Origin of the sequence: Candidatus Tisiphia endosymbiont of Parasteatoda lunata, from assembly GCF_964030955.1 — a bacterium.
Classification (GTDB): Bacteria; Pseudomonadota; Alphaproteobacteria; order Rickettsiales; family Rickettsiaceae; genus Tisiphia.
In genome coordinates, this window is the sequence record NZ_OZ035003.1 from 1,510,592 (window position 1) to 1,528,426 (window position 17,835).

Below are 17,835 nucleotides of genomic sequence, written 5' to 3' on the forward strand. Positions count from 1 at the left end.
AATGAAATTCGAACATATTAAAGAGTTAGAGGATGAAAAATTTCGTCATTAACAGGAGTAAGGAAGGGAACATTCTCAAAGATGGTGGATATTTTAAGGCAAGCTGATGGTGTAGAAGTCAAGATTTGATCTTACAGACCCCATAAATTAACTTATTAGATTGTCAGATAAATTTTGACTGTCAGATAAGTGTTCAAGATACAAGATATCATTATTTTTTTCAAACGCTAATTTTTTACTATCTTTAAAGGTTTGCATTGGAGTTTTACCATAGCAATACTTGCCGGAATGAGGGCGTTCGTTATTATAATAATGTAACCAGGTATCAAGATCTTTTTGCAATTCAAAAAGTGAATTGTAAATCTTTTTACGCATTGCAGGAGTCAATCATTTAATTTGTGTAAGTTCATTTTTTATTTTCCAATAAATCATATTTAAAATCTCCACAAAGTATTTCAAATTGATTTAAAGCTAAAGACCAATCTTTAATAGGCATGGTCCATTTTTTGGCTGCATTTTGTAGGGATAAAAATATTATTTTTTGAATTGACTTATCATCTGGAAACACCCCCTTATTTTTGATAATTTTTCTAATTTGACGATTTACAGATTCTATAGTGTTAGTAGTATAAATTACCTTTCTGATCTCTTCAGGAAAGGCAAAAAACGGTATTATCCCAGACCAATTACGTTGCCAAATATCAGAAATTACCGGATATTTTTTATCCCATTTTACACCAAATTGCTGAAGTTTTAAACGTGCCATTTCGTCATTATTAGCTGTATAAATTTGTTTTAGATCTGATGTGACCTCTTTTAAATCTTTATATGACACATACTTTACTGAATTGCGAACCATATGTACAATACATAATTGTACTATAGTACTCGGGAATACACTGCTTATAGCTTCTGGAAAGCCCTTTAAACCATCCACACAAGCAACATAAATTTGTTCAATTCCTCGATTCTTTAACTCAGTAACTACTTGCATCCAAAATTTAGCACCTTCATTTTTGCCTATCCAAATGCCAAGTAACTCCTTTTTCCCTTCTATATTTACAGCAAGTGCTAAATATACTGCTTTATTTATTACTATGTGATTGTCTCTAGATTTTACATAGATACAGTCCAAGTATAATATTGGATACGGTTTTGTCGCATCTATAAATCATACTACATCAAGATTGTTAAAACTAAGGTTTTGGACATTATGATGCCATTAACATAGCAAAATTCTCAAAAGTAGAAAGATTATCATTAGCTCCAATTATTTGTCTTTTTTGCATCATACGAATATTTTCTATACCGGTAATAGTCATTTCTGCAGAATGAAAACTCTTAAAACCAAGCATTGGCTTTGTACGTTTTTTGATAAACCTATGATCTTGTTCTACAAGATTATTCAGGTATTTGGTCTGAATAACCTTAATTTTATAATCTTTAGGAACTTCTGTATTCAAATCATTAAGAGCAGCAGTATTACTACCGCTTTTATCAATTACTACTTTCTCAGGAAAATTATTCTCTCTAAAGGCTTTACGAAAAAATGCAAGTGCTGCAGGCTTGTCTCTATGCTTACGTAGCAGAAAGTCTACAGTATTACCAAGACTATCTAGTGCTCTATATAAATAAACCCATTTACCGTTTAATTTAATATAAGTCTCATCCATTCTCCAACTACTACCAACTGGCTTCTTTCTTTTTCTAACCACCTGATCTATCAATGGTACAAATTTTATAACCCATCTTTGTAATGTAGAGTGATCAATTTTTGCTCCCCTTATACTCATCATTTCTTCCAAATCTCGATAACTTAAAGAAAATCGGCATTTCATATAGACAAATAACATTATTATTTCTGGTGAAGAACAAAATCCTTTGAAATATGATAATAATCTTGCAGTAATACGAAACATCTTAACATCTTTTTTAGATCATTATATCAATCTTTTTTCTATTGTCCAACATATGCGACAGAACCGACTTTATGTGGTTACAAACTCTTCCAACCCACAATATAAAAATTACGTGGGTTAATCATAGTTTTAGTCATATTTTCTACCCTGATAAAGATTTTACAGACAATTTTTTATTGTCCCACTTTGGGAGAAAAACCCCGCACTTGCAGTGCGTCGTTTCAACATAAATTTTAAATATCTTATCAAGAAAAGATAAGATAAGATATTTTTTAACAAAATCTTACACTTCACAGATATATTCTTTTTGTGTTGTGACACTTTCTAAATGAGCCATACACAAATAGTTTCTAACTTTTAAGTTAGTACATACATGAGGCATTCATGCCGTAATATTAAGCTCTGCACTTGCAGTGCAGAGTGGTTAACTACTACCAAATACTGATATAGAAAATGAAATATTACAAACCGAACACTTACTAATTGAAAGGGGCGAATTACCATCTCCATTTTTTAGATTTCCTGGGTTAGTAGCCAGTCAAGAAATATTAGATATATTAACTTCTTACGGGCTAATACAATTAGGTGCAAGTGCGTGGATACATAAGCTTCCTGAACATGAGACAGTTAAAGATGGTGATATAGTATTAATCCATGGAAATGGTAATGAAGATAAAGTAGCCCTAGATAAATTGATTAAATTAGTTCAATCAGATCAGTTTTTATGGAAAAATTTACAAAAAGAACTAAGTTTGAGTAATACACTGCTATGATTTCAAGAGATAAAGTAGCTTACTAGAATACTCCCGTTTGATATAATTTGAAAAAACTACTACTAGTCTTGAATGGCTCCCCGGGCCGGACTCGAACCAGCGACCGAACGGTTAACAGCCGTTTGCTCTACCACTGAGCTACCGAGGAACATTTGCCTTTATATAGACTAGGTTTCTTATAACAAATCTTTTGACTATGGTCCAGTATTTTCTTATTTTATCTATAAAAAATAAATAGAACTTTTACAGAATTCGTTTATGCTGAGGAATTTAAAGGCGACTTGAAACCTCAACCCGCAGCGTACTCAAATGTATGTGATGAGCAGATACCGGCAGTATGTACAAATTACCAGCAGAAGTGGTATTATGCAAGGGTTCTGTCGCATATGTTGGACAATAGAAAAAAGATTGATATAATGATCTAAAAAAGATGTTAAGATGTTTCGTATTACTGCAAGATTATTATCATATTTCAAAGGATTTTGTTCTTCACCAGAAATAATAATGTTATTTGTCTATATGAAATGCCGATTTTCTTTAAGTTATCGAGATTTGGAAGAAATGATGAGTATAAGGGGAGCAAAAATTGATCACTCTACATTACAAAGATGGGTTATAAAATTTGTACCATTGATAGATCAGGTGGTTAGAAAAAGAAAGAAGCCAGTTGGTAGTAGTTGGAGAATGGATGAGACTTATATTAAATTAAACGGTAAATGGGTTTATTTATATAGAGCACTAGATAGTCTTGGTAATACTGTAGACTTTCTGCTACGTAAGCATAGAGACAAGCCTGCAGCACTTGCATTTTTTCGTAAAGCCTTTAGAGAGAATAATTTTCCTGAGAAAGTAGTAATTGATAAAAGCGGTAGTAATACGGCTGCTCTTAATGATTTGAATACAGAAGTTCCTAAAGATTATAAAATTAAGGTTATTCAGACCAAATACCTGAATAATCTTGTAGAACAAGATCATAGGTTTATCAAAAAACGTACAAAGCCAATGCTTGGTTTTAAGAGTTTTCATTCTGCAGAAATGACTATTACCGGTATAGAAAATATTCGTATGATGCAAAAAAGACAAATAATTGGAGCTAATGATAATCTTTCTACTTTTGAGAATTTTGCTATGTTAATGGCATCATAATGTCCAAAACCTTAGTTTTAACAATCTTGATGTAGTATGATTTATAGATGCGACAAAACCCAAAATAGTCCTCATTACTCCTTTTAAATGACCGCATTACAATAAATGACTGATTATTAAATATGCATGGTATATGAGATGTTTTTTTGTAATTAAAGATTAACTTATTTGTTTGTTGCATAAACCTCTTTTTCTTATTACATATTGGAAATTAGGTACAAACTTATAACACTAAAACCTCACTGTTTCATGACTTAGTATAATCCCATGATAGACCATTAGTACCCTACATTTTTTATATAACCACTATTAAAATGGCTACTGATCTCTATTAGCGAGGAGTCGCGAAAAAGCGGCAACGTGGCAATCTAGGATACGTGAAGCGTTACTCTAAAAAAACAGCTTAGCTGTTTACCTAGATCGCCACGGCATCTAAAGAGCCTTGCTATGACGATTATAGAAAAATGTAGGGTACTATGAGGCACCCCTACACCACATGGAATGTTGAACTAGGATGTAATACTCCTATACTTAGCAAAGCATTTGAACTTAGGGTTTACTTGGTTTTTGTTGGAGTATTTTGATCAGTCTGTTGATCTAACTGTTGATTTGACTGTTCTTGTTTCAAAAGCTTACTTTTTTCCTCTATTGAATTAAGAAAGAAATAAGTAAACGTTAAAAACCCAACCAAAAATGGGATAACGACAAATATAATTGCCTTTAATTTTCTAGCCGATTCTGCACGATCTAAGCGGTTTTCTCTTTCTTCTTCTGTTTCTTCAATCTTTTCTGTTTCAACATTTAATTCGTTAGTAATAATTTCTGAATTTAAATTGTCTTTTAACATTTGTATAACCTATTAATTCTATAGTTAAGAAAGATTTTAGTTAACCACTCTGCACTGCAAGTGCAGAGCTTAATATTACGGCATGAATGCCTCATGTATGTACTAACTTAAAAGTTAGAAACTATTTGTGTATGGCTCATTTAGAAAGTGTCACAACACAAAAAGAATATATCTGTGAAGTGTAAGATTTTGTTAAAAAATATCTTATCTTATCTTTTCTTGATAAGATATTTAAAATTTATGTTGAAACGACGCACTGCAAGTGCGGGGTTTTTCTCCCAAAGTGGGACAATAAACCCTAGCATAGTTGTTTGAGTCTTACAAGTAATAATATAAAATTAATTTATAAATATCTAAAAAAATCGTTAAATCATTAAAATAATAATAATTAAGTTAATTTAAGGGTTCTGTCGCATATGTTGGACAATAGAAAAAAGATTGATATAATGATCTAAAAAAGATGTTAAGATGTTTCGTATTACTGCAAGATTATTATCATATTTCAAAGGATTTTGTTCTTCACCAGAAATAATAATGTTATTTGTCTATATGAAATGCCGATTTTCTTTAAGTTATCGAGATTTGGAAGAAATGATGAGTATAAGGGGAGCAAAAATTGATCACTCTACATTACAAAGATGGGTTATAAAATTTGTACCATTGATAGATCAGGTGGTTAGAAAAAGAAAGAAGCCAGTTGGTAGTAGTTGGAGAATGGATGAGACTTATATTAAATTAAACGGTAAATGGGTTTATTGTCCCACTTTGGGAGAAAAACCCCGCACTTGCAGTGCGTCGTTTCAACATAAATTTTAAATATCTTATCAAGAAAAGATAAGATAAGATATTTTTTTAACAAAATCTTACACTTCACAGATATATTCTTTTTGTGTTGTGACACTTTTTAAATGAACCATACACAAATAGTTTCTAACTTTTAAGTTAGTACATACATGAGGCATTCATGCCGTAATATTAAGCTCTGCACTTGCAGTGCAGAGTGGTTAACTTATATAGAGCACTAGATAGTCTTGGTAATACTGTAGACTTTCTGCTACGTAAGCATAGAGACAAGCCTGCAGCACTTGCATTTTTTCGTAAAGCCTTTAGAGAGAATAATTTTCCTGAGAAAGTAGTAATTGATAAAAGCGGTAGTAATACGGCTGCTCTTAATGATTTGAATACAGAAGTTCCTAAAGATTATAAAATTAAGGTTATTCAGACCAAATACCTGAATAATCTTGTAGAACAAGATCATAGGTTTATCAAAAAACGTACAAAGCCAATGCTTGGTTTTAAGAGTTTTCATTCTGCAGAAATGACTATTACCGGTATAGAAAATATTCGTATGATGCAAAAAAGACAAATAATTGGAGCTAATGATAATCTTTCTACTTTTGAGAATTTTGCTATGTTAATGGCATCATAATGTCCAAAACCTTAGTTTTAACAATCTTGATGTAGTATGATTTATAGATGCGACAAAACCATTTGTGATAAGATTTTATGAGTTGATAAATCCAGTATGTTCATAATTGTATTTGGTAACAAACCTAAATAAATTATTGCTACACAAAGCGGCATAATTGCAAGTATCTCATAAAGATATAGATCTTTAAAACTTATAACCTGATTATTAGTAATTTGTCCTAGCATTACTTCCTTATAAAGTTTTAGCATATAAACAGCTCCAAGAATAATGCCAACACTACTTATAATAGCTGCTACTACATTAGCTTGATAAATACCTACCAAACTTAAAAATTCTCCTATAAAACCGCTAGTGCCTGGTAAACCTATAGAGCCAAGCATGGCAATCATGAAAAAGGTGGCAAGTATTGGCATTTTATTTGCCACTCCACCATATTTGTCTATCTCCTTAGTATGCAATCTATCGTACAAAGTACCAATTATCAAAAACAAAGCAGATGCCACAGTACCATGACTAATCATTTGATATACGGCTCCCTTAATCCCAGTTTCTGTTAAGCTAAAAATCCCTCCAGTCACATAGCCCATATGAGCTATCGATGAATAAGCTATCATCTTTTTCATGTCTCTTTGAGCCAGTGCTACTAGTGAACCATATATTACAGCAAAAATACTCAGCACTAATACATAAAATGCAAATTCTTTTGATATATTTGGAAACATTGGTAATGATACACGTAAAAACCCATATGCTCCAAGTTTTAACAATATACCAGCCAAAATGACAGATCCAGCAGTTGGTGCTTGTACGTGTGCATCAGGAAGCCACGTATGGAACGGCAGCATAGGAACTTTCACTGCGAAGGCTATAAAGATTGCCCACCATAAAACCCTCTGCACCGGTAATGTTAATGAAGGGACTAATTCATTTAGATCAAGCATATTAAAACTATGAACTTGGCTATAAATATATATGAGTGACAATAAGAAAAATACCGATCCCAAAAAAGTATAGAGGAAGAATTTTACGGCAGCATAAACCTTATTTTCGCCTCCCCAAATTCCTATAATTATATACATAGGGATCAATATTAGTTCAAAAAATAAGTAAAATAATAGTAAATTCATTGAGCAGAAAGCCCCAATGCAAAAAGACTCAATTAATAAAAAACAAAATAAGAATTCTTTGATATATTTTTTGACGGTAAATAAGCTAGCTATAATACAGATAAGGGTTAAAAAGCTTGTCAGAACAACAAAGAATATTGAAATTCCGTCAACTCCAATGTGGAATTCAAGACCTATAGATTGAATCCAACTATAGCATTCTACAAATTGATAAAGTTTTGATGTATTATCAAATTGAACTAATAAATAAATAGTAGATATTAGGGTTAGGATAGAGCTTAAAACTGCGACATACATCGCATAAACTTGTTTATTTTGGGCTTGCTTATTTACTGACCTACTTTGGTTGATAAATAGCAGAATATATAATGCACTTACTAAAGGCAAAAAAATACTTATTGATAAGATCGGTAACCCGGACATTTTAAGCTCTAATAATCAAATTAACTCCGATAACTTTAGCGTTTATTAGAATATACAAAACTAATATCTCTTGAACCACGCTCAATTGCTGCTGCTACCTTTAGAGTATTATATTCATCAAGGGCTTTTCCTATTACTTGCATGCCAAAAGGCAAACCTCTAGAAGATAATGCAGCAGGTACAGAGCAACAAGGAAGACCGGCAAGACTAGCTGGAATAGTAAATAAATCGTTTAAATACATTGTCACAGGATTATCTTGTTTCTCACCTAAGTTAAAAGCTTCGGATGGTGTAGATGGCAAAATTATTGCTTCAACTTGTGCAAAAGCTTTCTTAAAATCATCTGAAATCAAGCGTCTTATTTTTTGGGCTTTTAAGTAATAAGCATCCATAAGAGTAGATGAAAGCAAATAAGTACCAATCATAATACGTCTTTTAACTTCAGCACCAAAACCAGCAGTTCTTGTTTTTTCATACATTTCCTCAATGGGTATTCCCTCATTTCCTACCCTGATTCCATATCTTATACCATCATATCTAGATAAATTAGATGAGGTTTCAGCAGGTGCTATAACGTAATATGCAGCTAGAGCATATTTAGAATAGGGTAATGAAATATCAATAATTTCTGCCCCATCGTTTTTTAGAATATCAATAGTATGCTGCCACATCTTAATAATATCCGGTTGTATACCATCTTGTTTCATAATATCAAATGGTACACCTATTTTCATGTTTTTTGAACTACTATTACATGCCGATCTTAGCTCTAGTATTTCAGAGTTTATAGAAGTAGAATCCTTTTCATCAAAACCAATCATGGCTTGTAGCATTAAAGCAGTATCTTCAACAGTTCTTGTAAGTACTCCAGCTTGGTCAAGCGAACTGGCAAAAGCAATCATACCATATCTAGAACAACGACCATATGTTGGTTTGAATCCGACAATCCCAGTATAACTGGCAGGTTGGCGAACAGAACCTCCTGTATCACTTCCAAGAGCTGCCATAGCTAAAAAGCTACTGACAGCAGCTGACGAGCCTCCAGAAGATCCACCAGGGACTACCGGAGTTGTAGGTGCATCTATCGCTTTCCAAGGACTAATAACGTTACCAAAATAGCTAGTAATATTAGCCGATCCCATGGCAAATTCATCCATATTAGCCTTACCAAGCATTATTGTACCGTGATCTTGAACATTTTTACTTACAGTAGATTCATATGTTGGTACAAAGTTGCTGAGTATTTTTGAGGCAGCAGTAGTTAGTACTCCTTTTGTACAAAAAAGATCTTTTACAGCAATAGGAATTCCTTCTAAGGATCTTGCTATTCCATTATGATAATTTTGATCAGCAATTTTAGATTGCTCTAAAGCAATATCTGTAGTTTCAGTAATATAAGCATTTAACTCTTTATGTTTGTCCATTTCTTTAATATGTGCTTTAGTCAGCTCAACACACGAAAATTCTTTATTCTTTAAGGCTTTAAGGGCTTGTGTGATGGTTAATTTTATAATTTCCGACATATTTTACTCTACTACTTTTGGGACAACAAAACATTTTACTTCTTTGGCAAGTTCTGCCTTATCATTAGGCACATTAGCAAATAATTCATCAGAAATGTCACCATACAATACTTGGTCTTTTCGCATTCTTTGGTGCATATCACAAACAGAAGTAAGTGGTTCAACGTTACTACAGTCTACATCGTTTAAAATGTTGATCATATCCATCATCTCAGTTAATTGATGGGCAAAACTGCTTATCTCTTTTTGGGTAAAATTAAACCTAGCAAGTTTTGCTATTTTTTGTACTTCTTCATTTGTAATCATTATATACCTTAAATATTATAGTCATTATAGCATGAAATATGTTTGCACTAATAGTTTATGGCTATTTTATGAAAAAATATACCTAAGTCATTTAGGTGTCATCTCTTTGAGGAATGACACCTATTTTTAGACTTAAATAGTCAGTATTTCTTGTTCTTTTTGTTTAACATGCAAGTCCACTTTATTACTATACTCATCAGTTAATTTTTGGATTTCTTCTGATAGGTTATGTTGTTCATCTTCAGTTATGATACTGTTTTTTTCTAACTTTTTTAAATCTTCATTACCATCCCTTCTTATATTACGCAAGGCAATTTTAGTATTTGCTCCATATTTGTGAGCAAATTTAACAAGTTCTTTGCGGCGTTCTTCAGTAAGTAACGGTATTGTGATTCTTATTAGCTGTCCATCTGATGATGGGTTTAGACCCAAATTTGTATCTATAATAGCTTTTTCTACAAATTTTACTATAGATTTATCCCACACTTGTACAGTAATAGTTCGTGCATCTGGAGTTGAGAGACTTGCTACTTGCGACAATGGTACTTTATCGCCATATGCTTCAACCAATACAGGGTCAAGTAAGTTAACTGAAGCTCGACTAGTTCTGAGTCCCTTGAGTTCATGATCTAATACTCTTATCGAACTATCCATTTTTGATTGTAATTCTTTACGTATAGTTGCTTTATCCATACTTTATTCACCTTCTTGAATTTTTGTATATTCACCTTTTCCTTGCAGTACTTTTGCAAAATTACCTTTCTCTTTAATAGAAAATACCTTAATTGGCAAGTTGTTTTCTCTAGCCACAGCAATAGCAGCAATATCCATAACTTGTAAATTATCTTTTAAAAGATTAGTATAACTTATAGTAGAATATTTCACTGCATTAAGGTTCTTTGTCGGATCTGCATTATATACACCATTAACCTTAGTACCTTTTAGTAATAAATCACAGCTCATTTCAATTGCTCTTAAAACAGCTGCACTATCAGTAGTGCAAAATGGATTACCAGTACCGCCGGCAAAAATTACTACTCTACCTTTTTCTATATGTTTTTTTGCTTTACGACGTATATAAGGCTCACAAACGCTCATCATAGGGATTGCAGAAAGGACTCTAGTATGAACACCCAAACTTTCCATAATATTTTGTAGAGTAAGTGCGTTGATTACCGTGCCAAGCATGCCAATATAATCACCAGCAGCTCTTTCCATGCCAAATAAGACATCAGTGCCACGATAAATATTGCCACCGCCAACGACCACACATACTTCTATTCCAAGATCAATTGCTTCCTTTATATCTTCAGCAATTCCTAAGATTATAGAGTACTCATGACCAAATTGTTTGTTGCCCATTAAGGCTTCGCCAGAAACTTTTAATAGGACTCGTTTATATTGCAAAGAGGACATAAATTAAACTCTTGGTTTTATAAATTTTCTATGTAAACCCTAAATACACTCTCGATGTACCCCAATTCGGGATAAGAATTAGTTAATTCTTATCCCGAATTCGCATGATGTCATTCCCACGAAGGCAGAAATCTATAGTATCTAATAGCCTTTTAGACCATTTTGATCCCTATTTCAAGAGTAGTTTGCCAAGTTTATTTTAGTTAACATAGTATCTGCCCTTTTTTCAAATGCATCAACCATTTTTTCAGTAGCATCAGTAAAAAATATATTAACTAACTTGTCAACTATTGCAAATTTCATCTTAAAATCAATAAAGAACTCTATTTTACTACCAGTATCTTCTTGAGAAAATTGCCATAAATTTTTTAAATATTTAAATGGTCCGGAGATTGCCTCTACTTCAATGGAATATTTTTGCTTATTCAAATCATTTGAGTATATAATTTTTGATTGATAATTGTCTGAAAAACCTTTTAACTGAATTACTAATTCAGCTATAATTTGATTCTCACTCTCTGAGATGATTCTAGCCGCCCTACACCATGGTAAGAATTCGGGATATGACTTTACGTCAAGAACTAAGTGAAATAATTCTTGTACATTATATGGTAGGATTTTGGCTTGATGAAAACTTGGCATAAATTCTTTAAAAATCAGTTACTCTACCTTTATGCTGCCAATCTCCGTGGGTAGTGGGTTCTTGACCTTTAAAACCACCTATTTCCTTTGGCTTTTCTTTTTCATCTTTTATGGTAGTATCTTTTTTGTTATCCATAATATATACTAGTCCTCTCCTATTATGTCTTTTTATTTGTATCTATATATGTTAACACTTCAGTTGCAGATTTATCCAATTCTTGCATCACTGCAATATATGGGAAAGGACCGTAACTAATTCTAGATACACCTAAATCAACAAGGTTTTTTACTGTCGTTATATCTTGCACCATTATATTGACAGGAATAGGTGAAAATTCACATAATTGTTTTATAAAATTATAATTTGCTAAGCCTGGTGCAGAAAACCCATCAGCTCCAACTTCTGCATAAGCTTTGCTTCGTTCTATAGCTTCTTTTAAGTCTTGTTCATTATGCTCAGATGTATCTTTTTGAAGAAAGATATCCGTTCTAGCATTAGTTAACCACTCTGCACTGCAAGTGCAGAGCTTAATATTACGGCATGAATGCCTCATGTATGTACTAACTTAAAAGTTAGAAACTATTTGTGTATGGCTCATTTAGAAAGTGTCACAACACAAAAAGAATATATCTGTGAAGTGTAAGATTTTGTTAAAAAATATCTTATCTTATCTTATCTTTTCTTGATAAGATATTTAAAATTTATGTTGAAACGACGCACTGCAACTGCGGGGTTTTTCTCCCAAAGTGGGACAATAAACATATTAGGCAATAACTCCTTTATAGCTTCTTTAATTGCTTTAATTCGTTTACATTGTTCTTCTATAGAGTATCTGGCCTTTTCTTTCCCAATAATTTGATCTTCAAAATTTATACCAATTGCCCCTGTTTTAATTACGTGTTCAACATTCTCTATTAAATCACTTAACTTCGATGCAAATCCTGATTCAAAATCAAAACTCACAGGTACTTTGACTTTTTCAATAATATTCTTTAAATTTTGCAAGGCTAATTTAAGTGGGAATTTCTCACCATCTTCATAACCATAAGATTTTGCTACTGCCCAGCTACTTGTAGCTAATGCTTTCGCCCCGGACTTCTCTACAATCTGTGCTGAACCAACATCCCAAATATTATACAATACTAAAGGATTACCCTTTTTATGAAGTGTTTTAAACAAGTTATCTTCTATTTCTGTGAATTTTCTTTTCATACTACATATATCTCCTTTTGTTTGAGTTAGTTTTTTTTCATTATTGTTTTTTCCTTAATAATATATTGTTACTCAAAACATAATTTTAATTATTAAAATAATATTTTGAAGTACATGAAAAAGTCAAAATGCCTAGGTGTTAACCATTAGAGTTAAAATTATGAAAATTTCTCGTCTTCACAGAATATATACCAATATCAAACTAATTGAAAATTATTCGTTAAATCTTGCAGAAGATCATAGTCACTACCTTAAAACAGTATTAAGACTAAAGGTTGACGATCATTTTAGAATTTTTAACGGCACAGATGGTGAGTTTATAGCACAAATTACTGGTATTACAAAAAACAATTTACATGTTGGACTTACTAATATTTTAAGAAAAGCAACAGTTGAACCTGAACTTACTTTAGGAATATCTATTATTAAAAGTGATAGAATGTTGGATGGGTTTTGTCGCATCTATAAATCATACTACATCAAGATTGTTAAAACTAAGGTTTTGGACATTATGATGCCATTAACATAGCAAAATTCTCAAAAGTAGAAAGATTATCATTAGCTCCAATTATTTGTCTTTTTTGCATCATACGAATATTTTCTATACCGGTAATAGTCATTTCTGCAGAATGAAAACTCTTAAAACCAAGCATTGGCTTTGTACGTTTTTTGATAAACCTATGATCTTGTTCTACAAGATTATTCAGGTATTTGGTCTGAATAACCTTAATTTTATAATCTTTAGGAACTTCTGTATTCAAATCATTAAGAGCAGCCGTATTACTACCGCTTTTATCAATTACTACTTTCTCAGGAAAATTATTCTCTCTAAAGGCTTTACGAAAAAATGCAAGTGCTGCAGGCTTGTCTCTATGCTTACGTAGCAGAAAGTCTACAGTATTACCAAGACTATCTAGTGCTCTATATAAATAAACCCATTTACCGTTTAATTTAATATAAGTCTCATCCATTCTCCAACTACTACCAACTGGCTTCTTTCTTTTTCTAACCACCTGATCTATCAATGGTACAAATTTTATAACCCATCTTTGTAATGTAGAGTGATCAATTTTTGCTCCCCTTATACTCATCATTTCTTCCAAATCTCGATAACTTAAAGAAAATCGGCATTTCATATAGACAAATAACATTATTATTTCTGGTGAAGAACAAAATCCTTTGAAATATGATAATAATCTTGCAGTAATACGAAACATCTTAACATCTTTTTTAGATCATTATATCAATCTTTTTTCTATTGTCCAACATATGCGACAGAACCACATGTTCAGCTCAGCTGATGTTAACTTATTTTTGTACTGCTTTTCATCCTCAACTACTATGCTAAGGTTAAACCAGTTCATTGCTGGATTAACTAGCAAGCTTTGTAAACCTGAGGCTAATTGTTCCCTTGACCAAATGGAAGTAGAATCAAATATTACCTTCAGGAGTTTCGCACTTAGCAAAAAATATGTTAATCTAGCAAGAAAGAGTTTTAGTTAAGCATGGCAAGATCAAAATGTAGCAAAGACTTATATAAATCATTTTTACAAGCAAGTAGCGTAAGATATAGTGGTAAAGCATTATCTGAAGTAAGTCCAATAAACCTATCTCATGATAGTGCAAGTCGATGGTTAAATAGTAAGGATTTCCGCCCTAGCGGGATCTACAGAGAAGTGTCAAAATATATTGATAGGGAAGCTTCTTGTTTATTAGTGGGAGATGACACGTTATTGTCAAAGCAATACAGTAAGAAAATTGAGCTTGTACATTATCAATATTCTGGAGCTGTACATGATGTTATACCTGGTATAGGGATGGTCAACTTACTGCATTACAATGCTAAAACTGATCAATCTACCCCTGTAGATTATAGAATATATGATAAAGAAACTGATGGAAAAACAAAGAATGAGCATTTTTGTGATATGCTTACTTTAGCTAAGGAAAGAGGGATCAATCCTGATGCAGTAGTAATGGATGCGTGGTATAGCGGTTTGGAGAATTTGAAACATATACGTAATTTAGGTTGGACATGGGTATAATGGACTGAAAAAATTAGACAAAGAAGCAGGTATTTTTGTTTCTCAATAAGTATAGAATAATAAATAAAATTAAAGAGAAACAAATGGGTAAAAAACAAATTAAAAATTTTAGTGCAGAAGCAAAAACTAAAATAGTATTAGAGATGTTAAAAGAAGAATCAACAATAGGTCAGTTATCGGTCAAATATGAAGTAACGGCTAAAACTATGCAAAACTGGAAACGACAATTTTTAGATAATGCGTCATTGGCATTTGAGCCAGCAAAAGCTGTTAGTGAGTACAAAGGGCAGATTAGTGAACTTAAGAATCAAAACGATGAACTTGCAAAAGCATTAGGTAAGGCTACAGTCGAGAGGGACTGGGCGGTGGGAAAGCTAAACAGCTTGGACTTATCAAATAAGAAAAGTCTTGTCGACCCCAAGCTGAGTACGTTAGCAAAGACAAGGCAATGTGAACTATTAAAGATAAGCAGATCTGGAGTATATTATAAAGCTAAAGTAATGAGCTTATATAATCTTGATATTTTAAATAGAATAGATGAAATATATACGGATAACCCTGAGTATGGTTATCGTTATATATACAAACAATTATTGGAAGACGGCTTTAATGTGGGCAGAGATAGGGTGCTTAAATATATGGGAATAATGGGTATAGAAGCTATTCATCCTCATAAAAAGCAATCTACTTCTGTGAAGGATGGTCAACATAAAATTTATAGCTATTTGCTTGAGCCGTACTGGCACAAATCAGGAACGAATAGAACTATTCATGTACCTTATGTTAATCAAGTGTGGAGTGGTGACATTACTTATATTAGAACTAACGGAGGATTTATGTATCTTGTGGCGATTATAGATTGGCATAGTAAGGCAATACTAAGTTATAAAGTATCTAATTCTATGGATGCATCACTTGTAACCGATGTATTAAAAGATGCACTGAATAAATACCCTGCACCACAAATATTCAATAGTGATCAGGGTAGTCAATATACTGGACATGAGCATACGGGAATTCTAAAAGAGAATAATATACAAATCTCAATGAACGGTAAGGGTAGAAGCATTGATAATATTGTGATTGAAAGATTTTTTAGAACTTTAAAATATAATTGTATATTTATAAATGATTTTAAAAATATCGCAGAACTTAAAGATGGTATTGATAAATACATGGATAAATATAACAATCAAAGATTCCATTCAAGTATTGGTTATAAAAAACCGATGAACGTGTATCTTGATTACTTACAAAATGCAGCTTAAAAATTATGTAAAATGGGAAACAAAATTAGTGAAAAATTTGTCTTGAAAAATCAGTCCAGTTTCGGGTTAGTAACCTAAGAAAAAATAGAAAAGTTAATCATAATGTTAGCTTAGAAAGTTTAGAGATTCCTGATGAGGGACTAAAAATTCACCTACGTGGATACGGTTGGGTTACGGTATTTAAGTTTGTGGCAAAAAATGGTCGCATTGATTACATAACAACTAACTTAGAAAATCCAACACGTGAACAAATAGAGAAAATTGTTAAGGCACGGTGGTCTATAGAAGTTTATCATCGAGAATTAAAACAAACTTGTGGTATTGAACGCTGTCAGGCACGCACGGGTCGAGCTCAGAGAAATCATATTTGCCTTGCCGTATTTGCTTGGCTCGATATGAACAAAAGGAGGATAAATGAAAAAATTACTTTATATCAACAAACTTGGGAAGTTATAAAAACATCAATTCAGAACAACATTAGATGCCTTTTAGAGCCTTTCTAATTAAGTGTGTAAATTTTTCATAGGGCTTAAATTCTACCTTCAAATTTTATCAAAAAGTGAGCCATAGCTGCGTTCCAGTTTGGAATCGGCATAACCCATTTCTTGGTCATATAATCAATTGCCAAATACAAGGTCTTAAAAACGGCATTATCATTTGGAAAAACCCGTTTATTCTTAGTAACCTTACGTAATTGGCTATTGACAGATTCTACACTATTAGTTGTGTATATTACTTTCCTTATCGCCTCAGGGTATCCTAGAAAAACCATTAAATTTTCCCAATGAACATACCAAGATTTAGCAATTTGTGGATACTGTTTACTCCATTTAGCTTCAAAAGATTCTAAAGCAAGATGTGCTTCTTCCTCTGTGCTAGCAGTATATATAGGCTTTAAATCAGCCGCTAATTCTTTTCGGTCTTTATATGATACATATTTTAAACTATTTCTAATCTGATGTACAATACATAATTGATGTTCGGTTTTCGGAAAAACTGCTTCTATTGCCTCAGACATACCGGTTAAATTATCACTGCAAGCAATAAGCATGTCTTGCATACCTCTGTTCTTCATCTCAGTAAAATTACCAAGCCAAAATTTCGCTCCTTCATTTTCACTGATCCACAATCCTAAAATATCCTTCCTTCCAGATAAATCAATACCTAATGCTACATATACAGACTTATTGATAATTCGTTTATCTTGACGTACTTTTACTACTAAACAGTCAAAAAATACTATAGCATATACTCGATCCAATGGTCGGCTTTGCCATATCTTGACATCCTCAATTACATCATCAGTAATTTGACTTATCAAACTTTCGCTAACGTCAGCTCCATACAATTCTTGCATTTGAATCTTAATATCAGATAAGCTCATTCCTTTAGCGTATAATGATATTATTTTATCATCAAATCCTTCAATACGTCTTTGACGCTTCGGAATTAATGCAGGTTCAAATGTACTACTTCTATCCCTTGGAACCTCAATCTCTACAACTCCATTATTTGTTACTAGATTCTTTACATTCCTACCATTACGAACATTATCACTATCAGTATGACAATATTTATCATATCCTAAATGATTATTCATCTCTGACTGCAATGCCTTCTCTACAAGCCGTTTGGTTAATTGTTTTAATAAACCATCCTCTTTAAGTAATGTTGATATATCTGTATCATTATTTATTAATAAATCTATCGCTTGATTCATTGCTTCATTTTGTTTTTGGTGCATTATAATTTCTC

Annotated in this window: 22 protein-coding genes, 1 tRNA gene and 6 pseudogenes; 9 read left to right on the forward strand and 20 right to left on the reverse strand. The window is 32.4% G+C overall.

From position 1 onward, the window contains the following. Nucleotide 1 precedes the first annotated feature (1 nt). A pseudogene (locus tag AAHN00_RS09380) lies at nucleotides 2–117 on the forward strand (IS5/IS1182 family transposase); the annotation flags it as partial. 30 nt (nucleotides 118–147) lie between these two features. Here the strand turns inward: AAHN00_RS09380 and AAHN00_RS09385 are convergent. The 6 genes and pseudogenes from AAHN00_RS09385 to AAHN00_RS09410 all read right to left on the reverse strand — a co-directional run. Next, nucleotides 148–378, reverse strand: a pseudogene (locus AAHN00_RS09385) (integrase core domain-containing protein); the annotation flags it as partial. A 28-nt stretch (nucleotides 379–406) separates the two neighbouring features. Further along, nucleotides 407–1,150: pseudogene (locus AAHN00_RS09390) on the reverse strand (IS256 family transposase); the annotation flags it as partial. A gap of 61 nt (nucleotides 1,151–1,211) precedes the next feature. Further along, nucleotides 1,212–1,919, reverse strand: a complete 708-nt coding sequence (locus tag AAHN00_RS09395; protein ID WP_342270905.1) for an IS6 family transposase — start codon at nucleotides 1,917–1,919, stop codon at nucleotides 1,212–1,214. A gap of 159 nt (nucleotides 1,920–2,078) precedes the next feature. Continuing rightward, nucleotides 2,079–2,240 carry a hypothetical protein gene (locus AAHN00_RS09400; RefSeq protein ID WP_342271112.1) on the reverse strand — a complete coding sequence of 54 codons (162 nt, stop codon included), beginning with the start codon at nucleotides 2,238–2,240 and terminating at the stop codon, nucleotides 2,079–2,081. 36 nt (nucleotides 2,241–2,276) lie between these two features. Beyond that, nucleotides 2,277–2,429, reverse strand: coding sequence for a hypothetical protein (locus tag AAHN00_RS09405; RefSeq protein ID WP_342271113.1), 153 nt, complete (start codon nucleotides 2,427–2,429; stop codon nucleotides 2,277–2,279). 336 nt (nucleotides 2,430–2,765) lie between these two features. Beyond that, nucleotides 2,766–2,840, reverse strand: a tRNA-Asn gene (locus AAHN00_RS09410). A gap of 290 nt (nucleotides 2,841–3,130) precedes the next feature. Here AAHN00_RS09410 and AAHN00_RS09415 point away from each other — a divergent pair. Next, nucleotides 3,131–3,838 carry an IS6 family transposase gene (locus AAHN00_RS09415; protein ID WP_342270905.1) on the forward strand — a complete coding sequence of 236 codons (708 nt, stop codon included), beginning with the start codon at nucleotides 3,131–3,133 and terminating at the stop codon, nucleotides 3,836–3,838. A 556-nt stretch (nucleotides 3,839–4,394) separates the two neighbouring features. Here AAHN00_RS09415 and AAHN00_RS09420 read toward each other — a convergent pair. Then, nucleotides 4,395–4,685: a hypothetical protein gene (locus AAHN00_RS09420; RefSeq protein WP_342271114.1), complete on the reverse strand. Its 291-nt coding sequence runs from the start codon at nucleotides 4,683–4,685 to the stop codon at nucleotides 4,395–4,397. 147 nt (nucleotides 4,686–4,832) lie between these two features. On the opposite strand from AAHN00_RS09420, the gene AAHN00_RS09425 reads away from it, so the two are divergent. Together AAHN00_RS09425 and AAHN00_RS09430 are read left to right on the forward strand one after the other, a co-directional pair. Beyond that, nucleotides 4,833–5,000 (forward strand): hypothetical protein, encoded by a 168-nt coding sequence (locus AAHN00_RS09425; protein ID WP_342271115.1) that lies wholly within the window; start codon nucleotides 4,833–4,835, stop codon nucleotides 4,998–5,000. 153 nt (nucleotides 5,001–5,153) lie between these two features. Further along, nucleotides 5,154–5,441: pseudogene (locus AAHN00_RS09430) on the forward strand (IS6 family transposase); the annotation flags it as partial. Here the strand turns inward: AAHN00_RS09430 and AAHN00_RS09435 are convergent. After that, nucleotides 5,416–5,586 (reverse strand): hypothetical protein, encoded by a 171-nt coding sequence (locus AAHN00_RS09435; RefSeq protein ID WP_342271116.1) that lies wholly within the window; start codon nucleotides 5,584–5,586, stop codon nucleotides 5,416–5,418. The pseudogene AAHN00_RS09430 and the gene AAHN00_RS09435 sit on opposite strands and share 26 nt — an antisense overlap. 102 nt (nucleotides 5,587–5,688) lie before the next feature. Here AAHN00_RS09435 and AAHN00_RS09440 point away from each other — a divergent pair. After that, a pseudogene (locus AAHN00_RS09440) lies at nucleotides 5,689–6,114 on the forward strand (IS6 family transposase); the annotation flags it as partial. A gap of 41 nt (nucleotides 6,115–6,155) precedes the next feature. Here the strand turns inward: AAHN00_RS09440 and AAHN00_RS09445 are convergent. The 9 genes and pseudogenes from AAHN00_RS09445 to AAHN00_RS09485 all read right to left on the reverse strand — a co-directional run bounded on the left by AAHN00_RS09445 (nucleotide 6,156) and on the right by AAHN00_RS09485 (nucleotide 12,767). Beyond that, complete coding sequence (locus tag AAHN00_RS09445) at nucleotides 6,156–7,667, reverse strand: NADH-quinone oxidoreductase subunit M (RefSeq protein ID WP_342271117.1); 1,512 nt, start codon at nucleotides 7,665–7,667, stop codon at nucleotides 6,156–6,158. 35 nt (nucleotides 7,668–7,702) lie between these two features. Beyond that, entirely contained in the window at nucleotides 7,703–9,190 is a 1,488-nt protein-coding gene (gene gatA, locus AAHN00_RS09450; protein WP_342271118.1) for an Asp-tRNA(Asn)/Glu-tRNA(Gln) amidotransferase subunit GatA, read from the reverse strand. A gap of 3 nt (nucleotides 9,191–9,193) precedes the next feature. Next, on the reverse strand, nucleotides 9,194–9,496 hold the full coding sequence (gene gatC / locus AAHN00_RS09455; RefSeq protein ID WP_342271119.1) for an Asp-tRNA(Asn)/Glu-tRNA(Gln) amidotransferase subunit GatC: 303 nt from the start codon (nucleotides 9,494–9,496) through the stop codon (nucleotides 9,194–9,196). A 132-nt stretch (nucleotides 9,497–9,628) separates the two neighbouring features. Then, on the reverse strand, nucleotides 9,629–10,189 hold the full coding sequence (gene frr / locus AAHN00_RS09460) for a ribosome recycling factor (protein ID WP_342271120.1): 561 nt from the start codon (nucleotides 10,187–10,189) through the stop codon (nucleotides 9,629–9,631). A 3-nt stretch (nucleotides 10,190–10,192) separates the two neighbouring features. Next, nucleotides 10,193–10,912 (reverse strand): UMP kinase, encoded by a 720-nt coding sequence (gene pyrH / locus AAHN00_RS09465; RefSeq protein WP_341751544.1) that lies wholly within the window; start codon nucleotides 10,910–10,912, stop codon nucleotides 10,193–10,195. A gap of 174 nt (nucleotides 10,913–11,086) precedes the next feature. After that, nucleotides 11,087–11,554 (reverse strand): type II toxin-antitoxin system RatA family toxin, encoded by a 468-nt coding sequence (locus AAHN00_RS09470; protein WP_342271121.1) that lies wholly within the window; start codon nucleotides 11,552–11,554, stop codon nucleotides 11,087–11,089. Between the two features lie 7 nt (nucleotides 11,555–11,561). Further along, nucleotides 11,562–11,693, reverse strand: a pseudogene (locus AAHN00_RS09475) (DUF1674 domain-containing protein); the annotation flags it as partial. Nucleotides 11,694–11,712: 19 nt separating this feature from the next. Then, on the reverse strand, nucleotides 11,713–12,108 hold the full coding sequence (locus AAHN00_RS09480) for an isocitrate lyase/phosphoenolpyruvate mutase family protein (protein WP_342271122.1): 396 nt from the start codon (nucleotides 12,106–12,108) through the stop codon (nucleotides 11,713–11,715). Between the two features lie 119 nt (nucleotides 12,109–12,227). After that, nucleotides 12,228–12,767: an isocitrate lyase/phosphoenolpyruvate mutase family protein gene (locus AAHN00_RS09485; RefSeq protein ID WP_342271123.1), complete on the reverse strand. Its 540-nt coding sequence runs from the start codon at nucleotides 12,765–12,767 to the stop codon at nucleotides 12,228–12,230. 160 nt (nucleotides 12,768–12,927) lie between these two features. Between AAHN00_RS09485 and AAHN00_RS09490 the strand changes: the two genes are divergently transcribed. Next, complete coding sequence (locus AAHN00_RS09490) at nucleotides 12,928–13,296, forward strand: RNA methyltransferase PUA domain-containing protein (protein WP_342271124.1); 369 nt, start codon at nucleotides 12,928–12,930, stop codon at nucleotides 13,294–13,296. On the opposite strand, the gene AAHN00_RS09495 is transcribed toward AAHN00_RS09490, so the two are convergent. Together AAHN00_RS09495 and AAHN00_RS09500 are read right to left on the reverse strand one after the other, a co-directional pair. Continuing rightward, nucleotides 13,277–13,984, reverse strand: coding sequence for an IS6 family transposase (locus AAHN00_RS09495; protein ID WP_342270905.1), 708 nt, complete (start codon nucleotides 13,982–13,984; stop codon nucleotides 13,277–13,279). The two genes, AAHN00_RS09490 and AAHN00_RS09495, sit on opposite strands and share 20 nt — an antisense overlap. A 21-nt stretch (nucleotides 13,985–14,005) precedes the next feature. Beyond that, nucleotides 14,006–14,233, reverse strand: a complete 228-nt coding sequence (locus AAHN00_RS09500; protein WP_342271125.1) for a portal protein — start codon at nucleotides 14,231–14,233, stop codon at nucleotides 14,006–14,008. Nucleotides 14,234–14,272: 39 nt separating this feature from the next. Between AAHN00_RS09500 and AAHN00_RS09505 the strand changes: the two genes are divergently transcribed. From AAHN00_RS09505 to AAHN00_RS09515, 3 genes are all read left to right on the forward strand, one after another. Beyond that, nucleotides 14,273–14,812 carry a transposase gene (locus AAHN00_RS09505; protein WP_342271126.1) on the forward strand — a complete coding sequence of 180 codons (540 nt, stop codon included), beginning with the start codon at nucleotides 14,273–14,275 and terminating at the stop codon, nucleotides 14,810–14,812. An 83-nt stretch (nucleotides 14,813–14,895) separates the two neighbouring features. Next, on the forward strand, nucleotides 14,896–16,080 hold the full coding sequence (locus tag AAHN00_RS09510; protein ID WP_342270912.1) for an IS3 family transposase: 1,185 nt from the start codon (nucleotides 14,896–14,898) through the stop codon (nucleotides 16,078–16,080). Between the two features lie 35 nt (nucleotides 16,081–16,115). Further along, a complete protein-coding gene (locus AAHN00_RS09515) occupies nucleotides 16,116–16,583 on the forward strand; it encodes a transposase (protein ID WP_342272635.1) in 468 nt (155 codons plus the stop codon). Nucleotides 16,584–16,609: 26 nt separating this feature from the next. Here the strand turns inward: AAHN00_RS09515 and AAHN00_RS09520 are convergent, their stop codons facing one another. After that, a complete protein-coding gene (locus tag AAHN00_RS09520) occupies nucleotides 16,610–17,824 on the reverse strand; it encodes an IS256 family transposase (RefSeq protein ID WP_342270921.1) in 1,215 nt (404 codons plus the stop codon). Nucleotides 17,825–17,835: the final 11 nt, after the last annotated feature.

What these genes read in the sequence shown, in the direction of transcription:
- AAHN00_RS09395 (WP_342270905.1), bottom strand. Translation starts at nt 1,919, where the DNA reads ATGTTTCGTATTACTGCAAGATTATTATCATATTTCAAAGGATTTTGT.
- AAHN00_RS09405 (WP_342271113.1), bottom strand. Translation starts at nt 2,429, where the DNA reads ATGGAGATGGTAATTCGCCCCTTTCAATTAGTAAGTGTTCGGTTTGTA.
- AAHN00_RS09415 (WP_342270905.1), top strand. Translation starts at nt 3,131, where the DNA reads ATGTTTCGTATTACTGCAAGATTATTATCATATTTCAAAGGATTTTGT.
- AAHN00_RS09420 (WP_342271114.1), bottom strand. Translation starts at nt 4,685, where the DNA reads ATGTTAAAAGACAATTTAAATTCAGAAATTATTACTAACGAATTAAAT.
- AAHN00_RS09445 (WP_342271117.1), bottom strand. Translation starts at nt 7,667, where the DNA reads ATGTCCGGGTTACCGATCTTATCAATAAGTATTTTTTTGCCTTTAGTA.
- gatA (WP_342271118.1), bottom strand. Translation starts at nt 9,190, where the DNA reads ATGTCGGAAATTATAAAATTAACCATCACACAAGCCCTTAAAGCCTTA.
- gatC (WP_342271119.1), bottom strand. Translation starts at nt 9,496, where the DNA reads ATGATTACAAATGAAGAAGTACAAAAAATAGCAAAACTTGCTAGGTTT.
- frr (WP_342271120.1), bottom strand. Translation starts at nt 10,189, where the DNA reads ATGGATAAAGCAACTATACGTAAAGAATTACAATCAAAAATGGATAGT.
- pyrH (WP_341751544.1), bottom strand. Translation starts at nt 10,912, where the DNA reads ATGTCCTCTTTGCAATATAAACGAGTCCTATTAAAAGTTTCTGGCGAA.
- AAHN00_RS09470 (WP_342271121.1), bottom strand. Translation starts at nt 11,554, where the DNA reads ATGCCAAGTTTTCATCAAGCCAAAATCCTACCATATAATGTACAAGAA.
- AAHN00_RS09480 (WP_342271122.1), bottom strand. Translation starts at nt 12,108, where the DNA reads ATGAGGCATTCATGCCGTAATATTAAGCTCTGCACTTGCAGTGCAGAG.
- AAHN00_RS09485 (WP_342271123.1), bottom strand. Translation starts at nt 12,767, where the DNA reads ATGAAAAGAAAATTCACAGAAATAGAAGATAACTTGTTTAAAACACTT.
- AAHN00_RS09490 (WP_342271124.1), top strand. Translation starts at nt 12,928, where the DNA reads ATGAAAATTTCTCGTCTTCACAGAATATATACCAATATCAAACTAATT.
- AAHN00_RS09495 (WP_342270905.1), bottom strand. Translation starts at nt 13,984, where the DNA reads ATGTTTCGTATTACTGCAAGATTATTATCATATTTCAAAGGATTTTGT.
- AAHN00_RS09505 (WP_342271126.1), top strand. Translation starts at nt 14,273, where the DNA reads ATGGCAAGATCAAAATGTAGCAAAGACTTATATAAATCATTTTTACAA.
- AAHN00_RS09510 (WP_342270912.1), top strand. Translation starts at nt 14,896, where the DNA reads ATGGGTAAAAAACAAATTAAAAATTTTAGTGCAGAAGCAAAAACTAAA.
- AAHN00_RS09520 (WP_342270921.1), bottom strand. Translation starts at nt 17,824, where the DNA reads ATGCACCAAAAACAAAATGAAGCAATGAATCAAGCGATAGATTTATTA.